General features: G+C 65.4%; 9 protein-coding genes. 4 read left to right on the top strand and 5 right to left on the bottom strand.

From position 1 onward, the window contains the following. Nucleotides 1-421 precede the first annotated feature (421 nt). Both ACEN98_RS26660 and ACEN98_RS26655 read right to left on the bottom strand, forming a co-directional pair. Entirely contained in the window at nucleotides 422-2758 is a 2337-nt protein-coding gene (locus ACEN98_RS26660; protein WP_413387870.1) for a dockerin, read from the bottom strand. Between the two features lie 124 nt (nucleotides 2759-2882). Continuing rightward, entirely contained in the window at nucleotides 2883-3986 is a 1104-nt protein-coding gene (locus tag ACEN98_RS26655) for a substrate-binding domain-containing protein (RefSeq protein WP_413387868.1), read from the bottom strand. A gap of 793 nt (nucleotides 3987-4779) precedes the next feature. On the opposite strand from ACEN98_RS26655, the gene ACEN98_RS26650 reads away from it, so the two are divergent. Further along, complete coding sequence (locus ACEN98_RS26650) at nucleotides 4780-6009, top strand: glycoside hydrolase family 27 protein (protein WP_413387866.1); 1230 nt, start codon at nucleotides 4780-4782, stop codon at nucleotides 6007-6009. Nucleotides 6010-6133: 124 nt separating this feature from the next. On the opposite strand, the gene ACEN98_RS26645 is transcribed toward ACEN98_RS26650, so the two are convergent. Together ACEN98_RS26645 and pbpG are read right to left on the bottom strand one after the other, a co-directional pair. Further along, a complete protein-coding gene (locus ACEN98_RS26645; protein ID WP_413387864.1) occupies nucleotides 6134-6811 on the bottom strand; it encodes a DUF389 domain-containing protein in 678 nt (225 codons plus the stop codon). 131 nt (nucleotides 6812-6942) lie between these two features. Beyond that, nucleotides 6943-7869, bottom strand: a complete 927-nt coding sequence (gene pbpG / locus ACEN98_RS26640) for a D-alanyl-D-alanine endopeptidase (RefSeq protein WP_413387862.1) — start codon at nucleotides 7867-7869, stop codon at nucleotides 6943-6945. A 293-nt stretch (nucleotides 7870-8162) separates the two neighbouring features. Between pbpG and ACEN98_RS26635 the strand changes: the two genes are divergently transcribed. Genes ACEN98_RS26635 through ACEN98_RS26625 form a run of 3 tightly spaced genes read left to right on the top strand, consistent with a single transcriptional unit; the run spans nucleotide 8163 to nucleotide 11208 of the window. Continuing rightward, nucleotides 8163-9215, top strand: a complete 1053-nt coding sequence (locus tag ACEN98_RS26635) for a glutamate-cysteine ligase family protein (protein ID WP_413387860.1) — start codon at nucleotides 8163-8165, stop codon at nucleotides 9213-9215. After that, the gene (locus ACEN98_RS26630) at nucleotides 9212-9874 is read left to right on the top strand and encodes a response regulator transcription factor (RefSeq protein WP_413339939.1); all 663 of its coding nucleotides are present in this window, start codon (nucleotides 9212-9214) and stop codon (nucleotides 9872-9874) included. The genes ACEN98_RS26635 and ACEN98_RS26630 overlap by 4 nt, the downstream gene beginning before the upstream one ends. Next, nucleotides 9871-11208, top strand: a complete 1338-nt coding sequence (locus ACEN98_RS26625) for an ATP-binding protein (protein ID WP_413387858.1) — start codon at nucleotides 9871-9873, stop codon at nucleotides 11206-11208. Before ACEN98_RS26630 ends, ACEN98_RS26625 begins: the two co-directional genes overlap by 4 nt. On the opposite strand, the gene ACEN98_RS26620 is transcribed toward ACEN98_RS26625, so the two are convergent. Further along, entirely contained in the window at nucleotides 11195-11539 is a 345-nt protein-coding gene (locus tag ACEN98_RS26620; protein WP_413389097.1) for a zinc ribbon domain-containing protein, read from the bottom strand. The two genes, ACEN98_RS26625 and ACEN98_RS26620, sit on opposite strands and share 14 nt — an antisense overlap. Nucleotides 11540-11578: the final 39 nt, after the last annotated feature.

Below are 11578 nucleotides of genomic sequence, written 5' to 3'. Positions count from 1 at the left end.
AATCGGACGTGACGGGTGGCGTCGGTCAGGCAAGCGGGCCGGAAGAAATGGCTGCCACACCACAGGCCGATCGTGGAACCAAGGGGTGGGATGCCCGGCTCAAAGGAATACGTTTCCGTACGGCTCCGTCGACCACGCCACGATCAACCGATGGGCAGTGCGTTTCCAGCCGCTGGTCGAAAAGCTGCCACGCAAGCATGCGCGCCAGGGGGGCGATCTGGAGGGAATGGACCGGCCAGCATAAGCCGGGGCCATGCTCGACACGGAAGCGACTTCATCACGTGCAAGATGGCGAAGAGACTCGATGCACGCGGCCTGACGACACCGGCGCTCCGGTTGCAAGCTGCGGATCAGATCGAAAGACCGCCGCGGCACGTTTGCGGTGCCGCAGCGGTCATTGGCGGCGTCTGGGACGTATCACTCAGTTGGTGTAGACCAGACCGCGGCCGGTGCCACTGAAGTAGACGCGCCCGTAGGTGTTCCAATCGCCCGCCATCGCGCCGATGCCGCCGTACTGGTGCGCATCATCGTTGAAGCGTGCCCAGGTCGCACCGCCATCGTCGGAGTGGTACAAGCCCCATACGCCATTCATCGTACCCACGACGTAGACCGCGGCCGAGTACGGGCTGCCTGCCTGTGCCTTGCCCAGGGCGATCACGCTGGCGCCATGCAGTTGGCCCCGCGCGCCGTCGTCACCGACCGTCGCGAAGCCGTTCAGCTTGGTCCAGGTCGACCCCGAATTGGTCGAGTGGTACATGGCGTTGCCGTCGGCCAGCCAGAGGTCACCCTCGACGTTGGGGTTGACCACCATCGACGTGAGATCGAAGGCGTTGTGGTACAGGTTCGCCGACACCGAGCCCTGGCTCAGCGTGAAGTTGTGGCCGCCATCGGTCGAGACGTAGACCTTGCCCGCCGGCCCCCAGAATGCGCCGCCCGAATCGTACGCATAGACCTTGTTCGGATTCTTCCGGTCGACGACCAGGCGATAGCCGTTAGCCCAGCCGCCGGGGTTTGCCGGCGCCGGCAGGTTGGTCGCGGTCCAGCTCGCGCCATTGTTCGTGGTATAGGATGGCACCGAGCCGGACGGCGCCCAGATCACGTTGTTGCGAGACGTGGTCACGATACTCCCGTTGTCGGAATCGTTCGCTGCCGCGCCCGCAGGCAGGGTCGCGAAGTTCGACCACGAGTTGCCGGCGTCGCCGGACCAGAAGCCGAAGACGCTTTTTGGTTGCGTTGAGTTGTTGAGGCCGGCACCGACGATGTAGTTCGGATCAGACCACAGCACGTCGGCGTAGTTGCCATTGTTCCAATCGGCGAGAGGGCCCCTGGTCGGCGTCGTCGCGAGGTCGGTCTGGACCCATGTCCCGATGTCGCCTGCGCTGTTGACGAACTTGTACGGCGCGCCGGCCGGCGGCGTGACGACGGCCAGGGTGGCGGTCTCCTCGAGGTTGTTGTTCGGGAAGTCCCAGCTCGGCGTGGACGACGACGCGTTCCAGGTTTCCCAGACGCCGCCGCCGGTGACGTGCATGATGTGGTCGCGGTTGGCTGGATCGATCTCGATGTCGTCGATCCAGCCCCAGAACTGTCCGCCGTAATGCAGCATGCCGCCCGCGATTTCGCGCCAGGTGCCGCCGCCGTTGTCGGACAGCTGGACGACAGGACCGGCGGAGCTCCAGGTCCCGGTCACGGCCAGCGCGATACGGGCCGTCGAGCCGGTGCCGTACACGGACACACCGCCGTAGCCGCCGCCGGTTGTGATGCTGGAGAGCTGGGTCCAGGACTCATTGCCGGCCACGCCACCGAACTTGTAGAGGTAACCGGGACCGCCGGCGCCCTCGCCGGCGTTCTGGTTGAATACCACATAGTACATGCCGTCGCTGGTACGCACGATGTGCGGGACGTAGTAACCGGACACGTTCGACGGGACCGACACCGGCGTCCACGAAAAGCCGCCGTTGACGGACTTGTACAGGGTCGAGGTCAGGCCCGCCACCTGGCCGTAGTCCGGCGCGACGGCGGCATACATGATCCAGGTCGTCTGGCCGCCACCCACGTTCGAGTTGTCGAACATGATCTGCTCGACGCCCTTCACGGCGCCGATAGCCTGGATCTGGGCGCCCGTGAGCACGATGCTCGACAGAGCCGTCTGGGTCCACGTCTGGCCCGAGTTCGTGCTTTTCCACAGGCCGGCCGTGCGCGAGGCGTAGAACATCGTCGACGGATTGGTGGGATCGAGCTTCAGGCGTTCGCCGATGGCCCGGCCGCCTTCATTGCCACCCACCGGGAAAGGCAGGTCGTAGTGCGTCCATGTGAGGCCGCGGTTGCTGGAGGCATAGATACGGCCGTTAGACGGGTTGCCGCCGCCGTCTTTCGTATACATGCCGGTGACCAGGTAGACGAGCTGGTCGTTGGCCGGATCGAGGGCGATGCTTTCGACGCCGTGAAACTCGCTCTCGCCGCCGTTGAAACCGATACCGTCGGTAATGGGCGTCCACGACCCGTTCGAATTATTCCAGCGGTAGGCGCCACCGACGTCGGTGCGTGCGTACATGAGGCCCGCGGTCGTCGGATGGTAGACGAGGCCGGTGACGTAGCCGCCACCGGCCCACTTCACGCTCGTATAACTGGTGGCCGAGCCGATGGTGGCGGCGAGGGCCGGTGCGGTGCCGGACGCGCCGGGGGGCGTGCTGCCCCCGCTGCAACCGGCGAGAAGCGCCGCGACCAGCGTTGGGACGATCAAATTATGCTTCCGAAACATATTGTCTCCTCAAATAGGATTGGCTTGACGTTTTCCGGTATCGAACGTAGCTCCGCCGCGCTGGGTGGCGCCACAATCGTTGCGGAAGTCAGCTTCAAAAAAAACGCCTGATTCAAAGCACGTACTAGATAGACGTAACGCCGCTGTTCAGCGCCACGTCGGCCTTGCTGCGATCCCCGCTATCCAGGCCGGCCCGGGCGGCACTGAGCCTGAAGCTCAGGATCACGTCGTGCACGCTGCATCCCAGCTCCTGGCGAAACACGGCGTCGAGCGTAGAGCGCGACACGCCCACGTATTGGGCCACCTGTTCGGTCCTGATGCCCTGGCACGCATACTGGCGGATGAAGTGGCGCGCGCGCATCACGTTCGGATGCTTGATCAGCTGGTACTGGCTGGACGCGTGCACGTTGATGCCGGCCGGCGGCACCACGATCGGCGTCTTCGGCGGGCACACCCCGTGCAGCATCTGCCCGATCAGACGGGCGGCCGCGCGCCCGATCTCCTGCGCGCCCTGGATCACGGAACTGAGCGGTATGCGGGTGAGCCTGCGCACCAGCGGGTCGTTGTCGATGCCGATGATCGCCACCTGTTCCGGCACTTCGACGTTGGCGATAATGCAGGCCTGTATGAGCTGGCGTGCACGCGCGTCCGTGACGGCGATGATGCCAACCGGTTTGGGCAAGCTGCGCAACCAGTCAATCTGCCCCTGGACTGCCTCGTCCCACGAATGGACGCTGGTTTCGCAGCCGCGGAATATCTCCGCTTCAAGGCGGTCGCCCTGCATCAGGCTGCGGAAGGCATTCTCGCGCTCCTGCGCCCAGCGGTTTTCCGCGGTGGCGGGAACGCTGAACATGGCGAAACGCTGCAGGCCGACATCGATCAGATGCTGATGTGCCAGTTCGATCAACTTGATGTTGTCGGTCGCAACGTAGGGTACACCGGCAGGGTAATTCGACGGGTCGGCATAGGAACCGCCAATTGCGACCACCGGTACGCTACAGCGCGACAACGCTTCTGCCACGGCTGGATCGTCAAAGTTGGCGATAACGCCGTCGCCCTGCCAGTGCTCGATGCCCGCAACGCGCAATCGAAAATCTTCTTCCAGGAAGATATCCCAGGCCGCCCCCGTACTTCCAAAATAGGCGGCAATGCCGGCAATGACTTCGTAATCGAATATCTTGTTCGCGTTGAATAACAGTGCGATCCGCTGTACTTTCGTCGTGTCCATTTTACTTGTGTGTTTGGAAAACATTTCCGAAACCTCAGCAGGCCGATTCCCAGCATCGGCCGGGTGCCGGGTTCGGGCACCGTGGCGGACGGAAGACGGTCGCGGAATCAGGCCCATGTGCAAAACATAGGCCGTTCCGCATGGGCACCGATATCGCTGTCAATCGAATTTCTTGCAAACCGCAGAAATTGCAAGCGATGTTAGCCACAGTAGAAATCGGCCGTGGCGGCCGGCGACATGGAGACTGGCAGGGGATGGGGATGACCACGCCTCGCGCGGCCCTGGATGGCAGCGGTTCAGCCGCAGTGTTCAGGCAAGTGGTTCTGACGGAACGCTATCGACGGGCTGTCCCCGCTGCGGCTGCCGGGCGGCTAGCATCCGGGATGACTTCGGCGTACAGCCGAATTCTTCCTTGAACAGCGTATCAAATATGAAACTTTTTTCACTGTGGTTAAGATTGCTTGCAATTTCTGCGGATTGCTAGAAATTCGATTGCCGCCGATATCGTTGTCCACGACGGATTGCCTATGCTTCAGCCTCAGGCCAGGTTCCGCTACCGCCCACGACCCCGGACGCAAAATAAAGCCGGCAGTTACGCAGTCAAGCGTGTGCCTCCTTGATGCCACCTCGCTCTACACGAGTCGGTGAGACGCGAATTTGCGGTTCGATGCACGTTCAAGGCTCACACCAGGCGGCCAAGGCCCGGCCTTGCAGTTGCGGCGGTCACGGCAAGCGTGCTGGCCGCCCACACGAACGCAAACTTTCAAACATCCGCATAATGATAGGAATCAAGATGAACATCAAACGCACGGCGCAGCTCGTGTTAGGCGCCTTGCTGGGTGCCGCCGCCTTTGGCAATAGCTGGGCTCAAAAGGCTGAAGGCCTGGCCAGCACCCCGCAAATGGGCTGGAACAGCTGGAACAAATTTGCCTGCGAAATCGACGAGCGCCTGATCCGCGAGACTGCCGATGCCATGGTCAAGCATGGCTTGAAGGACGCCGGCTTCCAGTACGTGAACATTGACGATTGCTGGCAAGGCCAGCGCGACGCCGACGGCAACATCCAGCCCGACCCCAAGCGCTTCCCATCCGGTATGAAGGTGCTGGCAGACTATGTGCACGGCAAGGGACTAAAGCTGGGCATCTACTCGGACGCCGGCGCGACCACCTGCGGCGGCCGTCCCGGCAGCCGCGGCCACGAATATCAGGATGCGCGGACCTACGCCAGCTGGGACATCGATTACGTCAAGTACGACTGGTGTAATACCCCGAGCATGAACGCTGAAGCGGCCTACACCACGATGCGCGACGCGATCGCCAAGGCGGGCCGCCCGATGCTGTTCAGCATATGCGAATGGGGCATGAGCAAGCCGTGGGAGTGGGCCGGCCAGGTCGGCCATTCGTGGCGCACCACACCCGATATCTATAATTGCTTCGACTGCGAATTCAGTCCCGGTCTCTCGACTGGTCTGGGCGTGCTGCGCATCCTCGACAAGCAGGCAAACCTGCGCAAGTTCGCAGGGCCTGGCCACTGGAACGATATGGACATGCTCGAAGTGGGCAACGGCATGAGCGAGGATGAAGACCGCGCCCATCTGTCGATCTGGGCCATGATGGCCTCGCCCCTCATCCTGGGCAACGACCTGCGCTCCATGTCCGAGGCGACCCGCCGCATCCTGACCAACCCCGGCGTGATCGCGGTGAACCAGGACAAGCTGGGTGTGCAGGCGCTGCGCGTCCTCGCCGACGGTCCGCTGGAAGTCTATGCCAAGCCGCTCGACGGCGGCCAGTGGGCGCTGATGTTCCTGAACCGCTCCAACCAGCCTGCCGACGTTCACCACGACTGGAAGAAGCAAGTCCTGATCGATGACCTGAACAACCGGTCAGTCGATTTCAAGCAGACCGTCTACCGCTGGTCCGACCTGTGGAGCAAGAAGACGGGCGACACCAGCGCCAAACTGGAAGCGCGGCTGGCGCCGCACAGCGTGCTGCTGCTGCTCCTGACGGGCCCTGCGAAACCATAATCTCCCCTTCCCCGCCCATCAGGTGCTGTTCCACGACCAGACCGAAGCGACCAACGGGGATCATGGACCTGGCGCGGGGCGTCGTACGGTCTGCGGTCGTCCGGCGACAAGAACCACTCTGGCGTCAGACATGCCGCTTCGCACCTTCAGCCACTCGTTGATCCGCTTGACCTCGTCCGCACGCGGCATGCGCCGGCAAGTCGCGCTGAGGAAAGGCACCGGCGCCGCGCCGTCGACGCCGTCCTGAGCGGCCTTGCCCACGAGGACGTCGCCGCACTGCGGGTACTGCGCTTCGAATGCCGGGGATCACGTTCGACTTCTCGCGCCGGGTCTGCCCGATGATGCCGGCCAGCCCGCCCGCCAGCGCGATCAGGACGTCCCACAGCGAGGGCGTCGTCCGCGCCAGCAGTTCCGACTGCGCCTCGGCCAGCGGCGTGACGAGGAAATACAGCGTCGAGGTCGACAGGCTGATCGTGGCGGCAATGCCGAGGTTGGCGAGCGCGCGGCGAATCAGCGCGAAGTCGAGGATGCCGATCCCGTAGCCGAACCCGACGATCGGCCCCATCAGCGGCGACACCAGCATGGCGCCGATGATCACGGCAGTGGAATTGGTGTTCAGGCCGACGGAGGCGATCAGGATCGCCAGCATCAGGATCCACAACGTCGCGCCCTGCAACTCCACGCCGGCGCGGATGGCGCGGTCGATCTCGGTGTCGTCCGCCTTGTCGTCGTGGAGGCTGAAACGGTGGGCGATGGCGGCGCGCAGCGATGGCGGCGTGGGTTGGGTGTCGGGTCCGTTCATGAAATCGGCGCGCAACGGAGGATAACCGGAGAATTTTCGCCCACGCGTCGCATTTGTCCAAACATTTCTTGCGGCGATGCATCAAATCGTTGCACGATTGCCGCCCAAGTTCAATCGCTGCGAGTGCGGACTCAGCCGCGTGCCGCGAGCCGGTTTCTGGCCAGCCATGCGCGCACCCGGTTGGCGTCGGCCGCACGGGAAAATTTTCCCTGCGCGTCGAGGAACACCATGACCGTCGGGCGCCCCGCGACAGTGGCGTGCAGGACCATGCAACGGCCGGCCTCGGCGATGTAACCCGTCTTCTGCAGCCGGATCTTCCAGCGCGGGTTTGCCGTCAGCCGGTTCGTGTTGTGGTAGTCGGTATGCTGCCGGCCCTGGCGAATCGTGAAATGCCGGTCCGTCGAATACCGCCGTATGAGCGCATGGCGTTCGGCGGCAACGACGAGGCGGGCCAGGTCTTCCGGCGTGGAGACGTTGGCGCTCGACAGGCCGGTCGGTTCCACGAAATGCGTACGCCGCATGCCCAGCGCCCGTGCCTTCGCATTCATGGCCGCGACAAATGCCTTCGTTCCTCCCGGATAGTGCCGCCCGAGTGCCGACGCCGCGCGGTTCTCCGAACTCATCAGTGCAATGTGCAGCATGGCCGAGCGCGACAGGCGCGTACCGACGTGCAGCCGCGACGACGAGTATTTGAGACGGTCGACGTCCGCATCCGTGACGGCCAGCACCTCCGCCATGTCCTGCTTCGCTTCCAGGACGACCAGGGCCGTCATCAGCTTCGTCAGGGAAGCGATGGGCATGACGGCCTGCGCATTCTTCCCATACAGGACGGCCTTCGTCTTCGGGTCGAGGATGAGGACGGCGCTGGACTTCAGCGCCACCATCCTGGCCGCCCGCGCCCCCGGCGCCCGATGGCGCCTGTGCGGCCTGGCATGCCGGTGCGTATGTGCCGGTTTCGTCTTGACGACCTTGACGGTCCGCGCAGCGCGCGCCTGGACGCTGGATACCGGCCCTGACAGGAACGCCAGCGCCAGCATGAGAGATGCAAAATATTTCATATCGCCGGATCGGCAGCTGAGGGAACCCGGCAATGGTAGGCAGGCCGACTTAGCAAACCCTTAGCGTCAGGAAATCAATACGGTTCATGTTTACGCCAGGTTCCGGTTACCGGCAGCGCCATCGGTATGCCTCCATACCGCTGCGGCAGGGTGCGTAATTCGACTGCGCCAGCGGCTAAGTATTCGCTAAGTGAGGCCCCCTATCCTTGCGCTCGTCACGCGTTCAGGGAAGGAAGTCGAACATGGCTGGATCGATCCCGCCGCCGCGGTTCGCCGCCGCGCGGCCGGGCAGCATGAGGATCGGACTCGAGTGGATGGTGCTCGACCGCGAAACATACGATCTGCATCCTGCGGCGCCCGACATCGCGTTCCGGCTGGAAGGGCAGGACGCGGCCTGGGTGGCCACGCCGGACATCGACGCGACGACACTCGACGTGGCCACCTCGGCGCTGGACGGCTACTGCGCGGCGGCGGACGCGCTCGAAGACATGCGGTGCTGCGTGCGGCGGGCCGCCCGCTCGGTCGGGGCCGCGGTCGCGGGCGGCGGCACCCATCCGGTCCGGACAGGCGGCAGGCAACGCAACCATGCCGCGGGCTTCGGCATGCACGTCCAGATCGGTGCGCCGAGCGCCGACGAGGCGGTGCGCATCGGCGCCTGGCTGAATCAGCGCGCGCCACTGTTCATCGCGCTTTCCGCAAGCTCGCCGTACTGGCGTGGGCAGGACTCGGGCTTTTGCAGCGCACGCAACAACGTGGCCGTTGCGTTCCAGGGCAGCGGCATCATGCCGCCCGCGCTGCGCAGCTGGCAGGATGTCGTGCAGCATGTCGCGCGTCTCGCGCGCTACGGCCTTGCCACGCGCGTCGAGGACGTCGACTGGGACGTCCGTCCGGATCCCGGGCATGGGGCGGTCGAGCTGCGCGCGCTCGACGCGCCTTTGCGTCCGGCCTATGCCGCGGCCCTCGCGTGCTACGCGCGCGAGTTGTGCGTCGAAGTCGCGGAACGCCCCGGCAGCTGGCCCGGCCGGCGGGCCGCCGACGTGTATCCATGGAACCGCTTCAACGCCACGCGGCGCGGCGTGCTGGGCGCGTGGATCGACCCAAGCACGCGGAAGAAACACAGCATAGCCCACGTGGTGCGAGACGACCTCGCCCGCCTGGCGGCACGCTCGGACGATCCGGACTTCCCGGCCGCGTGCGTATTGATCGATGAGCTGCTGCATAATGGTGGACAGGCACGCTGGCTGACCGCGCACATGGCCGCCGGCGCCCGGCCGGCTGACCTGGCGCGGCTGGCGAGCACGATGTTCGACAGCCCGGTGGTGCCCGGAGGGAAAGTGGAACGATGAGAGTATTGCTGGTGGAAGACGATCCCATGATCGGCAGCGTCGTGCAGCATGCGCTGCGCGACGCCAGCTACGCGGCCGACTGGGTATGCGACGGCGAAGCGGCGCTGACCGCGCTGCTGGTGCATGAGTACGCGCTGGTCCTGCTGGACCTGAACCTGCCCCGCATGGACGGCATGGAGGTGCTGCGCCGCATCCGCGCGGCGCACAACGGTGTTCCGGTGCTGGTGCTGACGGCGCGGGAAACGACGGAAGACCGCGTGGCCGGCCTCGACGGCGGCGCGGACGACTATCTCGTCAAGCCGTTCGCGATGAGCGAACTGCTGGCGCGCATGCGCGCGCTGAGCCGCCGCGCCGAGGGTACGGGCAGCACCGTGCTGGGCAACGGCATCGTCGAACTCGATCCCGCGACGCACGAGGCGCGCGCCGGCACGGCGACCGTGCGCCTGACGGCGCGCGAATTCCCCCTGCTGCAGGCGCTGCTCGTGCGGCCAGGCGCCATCCTCTCCCGCCTGGAACTCGAACACAGGGTCTACGGCTGGAACGAAGAGGTCGAGAGCAACGCGATCGAGTTCCTGATCCATTCGATCCGCAAGAAGCTGGGCAGCGACATCATCAAGAACGTCCGGGGCGTCGGATGGATGGTCGCGAAGGGCCGTTGACGGCATCGTTGCGCTTCAGGCTGTCCCTGTGGATCTCGGCGGCCATCCTGATCGGCGCCGCCGTCGCCGGCCTCTACTCGTACCTGGCCGCCACCGCCGAGGCGCACCGCGGCCAGGACACGCAGCTGCGCCAGGTCGGCTACCTCATCAGCAGACTGGACGCCGTGCCGACATCGCCGATGGCCCGCGAAAAGGTGGGCGACGTCGATTTCGACGCCCGCCTGGTCGTGCGTTTCATCGACGCGCCCGGCACGCGCATTCCCGAACCGGAAAGGCCCCCGCGTTTCGGCCCGTCCCTGCCCGACGGGTTGCAGACGGTTGCCATCGGCGACGAAACCTGGCGCGTCTTCGTCCGCACCAACGCGAAAGGCGTACGCGTCGCCGTCGCGCAGCAGACGGCGGTCCGCGACGCCGCGGCCCGCTCGAGCGCCCTGCGCACCGTGATGCCCATCCTGTTCCTCGGTCCGGTCCTCATCCTGCTGGCGGCGCTGCTGGTGCGTACGATGTTCCTGCCCCTGCAAAGGCTGGCCGTACAGCTCGGCAAGCGCCGCGGCCACGACTTGCGGGAACTGGACCGGACGCCGCTCCCGTCCGAGGTGTGGCCTTTCGTCAGCGAGATCAACAAGCTGATCGCCCGCACCGGGCGCGCGCTGGCGCTGCAGCGGCGCTTCATCGCGGACGCGGCGCATGAACTGCGTTCGCCGATGACGGCCATGTCGCTGCAGGCGGAACGCCTGGCGGCGACCGAGATGCCGCGCGAGGCGCGCGCCAGGCTCGACGCGCTGTCGGCAGGCCTGGCACGCACGCGCATCCTGCTCGACCAGTTGCTGACGCTGGCACGCTCCCAGGAGGGCGGCGGCGAGCCGTTGACGCAGGTACCGTTGCAGAAGGCGATCCAGGAAGCCTTCGAGGACCTCGTGCCGTTGGCGGAGGCCAAGGCGATCGATCTCGGCATGGTAGGCGATGCCGATGCGTCGGTTACGGGGCGCGCCATGGACATCCGGATCCTCGTCAAGAATCTCGTCGACAATGCGATTCGCTACACGCCGGAGGGCGGACGCATCGACATCCGCGTGACCGCCGCGAGCGACCGCATCGTTCTCGACGTCGACGACACGGGACCGGGCATCGTCCCCGCCGAGCGCGAGCGCGTGTTCGATCCGTTCTACCGCGTGCTCGGCAGCGGCGAGATCGGTTCGGGCCTGGGGCTCGCGATCACGGCGTCGATCGTCGACCGGATCGGCGCGACCATCTCCCTGCTCGACCGGCCGGATGGCGAGCGGGGGCTGCGCGCCCGCGTGATCTTCCGTTCTTCCAACATTACGCCAAGCTAGCCACAGATAACTTTGCTATTGGATTCCTGCTTCGCCGGACCGGTTTCGCCCTGCGCTCGCGCGTGGGGCCAGCGCCTTGCCCTCCACAGGCAGATGCGGTAGAACTCACCGCCATGTTTCTTGGATTGATCGCGGCGTTCACGTCGCGGTCATGGGATGCCCCGCAACCCGGGCAGGTCCATTGACGCACATCGAGGACGAGCGTTTCCAGCCGAAATCCGCAGCACGCGCACAGCTTGCTGCTTGGGAACGAGCGATCGGCCAGCACGGCCCGCCCGCCACGCCAGGCCGCCTTGTACTCGACGTGGCGGCGCAGCTCGTGAAAGCCCATGGCGGCAATGGCCCGCCAGATGCCGGTTGCCCAGCATGC

Source organism: Massilia sp. CT11-137 (assembly GCF_047302885.1).
Classification (GTDB): domain Bacteria; phylum Pseudomonadota; class Gammaproteobacteria; order Burkholderiales; family Burkholderiaceae_D; genus Telluria; species Telluria orientalis.
Note: the sequence above shows the minus strand (reverse complement) of the source record. Positions and strands in the feature narration are given on the sequence as shown.

Bases quoted from the DNA above. Each gene is read 5' to 3' on its own strand.
- ACEN98_RS26655 (WP_413387868.1), bottom strand. From the start codon at position 3,986: ATGGACACGACGAAAGTACAGCGGATCGCACTGTTATTCAACGCGAAC.
- ACEN98_RS26630 (WP_413339939.1), top strand. From the start codon at position 9,212: ATGAGAGTATTGCTGGTGGAAGACGATCCCATGATCGGCAGCGTCGTG.
- ACEN98_RS26635 (WP_413387860.1), top strand. From the start codon at position 8,163: ATGAGGATCGGACTCGAGTGGATGGTGCTCGACCGCGAAACATACGAT.
- pbpG (WP_413387862.1), bottom strand. From the start codon at position 7,869: ATGAAATATTTTGCATCTCTCATGCTGGCGCTGGCGTTCCTGTCAGGG.
- ACEN98_RS26660 (WP_413387870.1), bottom strand. From the start codon at position 2,758: ATGTTTCGGAAGCATAATTTGATCGTCCCAACGCTGGTCGCGGCGCTT.
- ACEN98_RS26620 (WP_413389097.1), bottom strand. From the start codon at position 11,539: ATGGGCTTTCACGAGCTGCGCCGCCACGTCGAGTACAAGGCGGCCTGG.
- ACEN98_RS26645 (WP_413387864.1), bottom strand. From the start codon at position 6,811: ATGAACGGACCCGACACCCAACCCACGCCGCCATCGCTGCGCGCCGCC.
- ACEN98_RS26650 (WP_413387866.1), top strand. From the start codon at position 4,780: ATGAACATCAAACGCACGGCGCAGCTCGTGTTAGGCGCCTTGCTGGGT.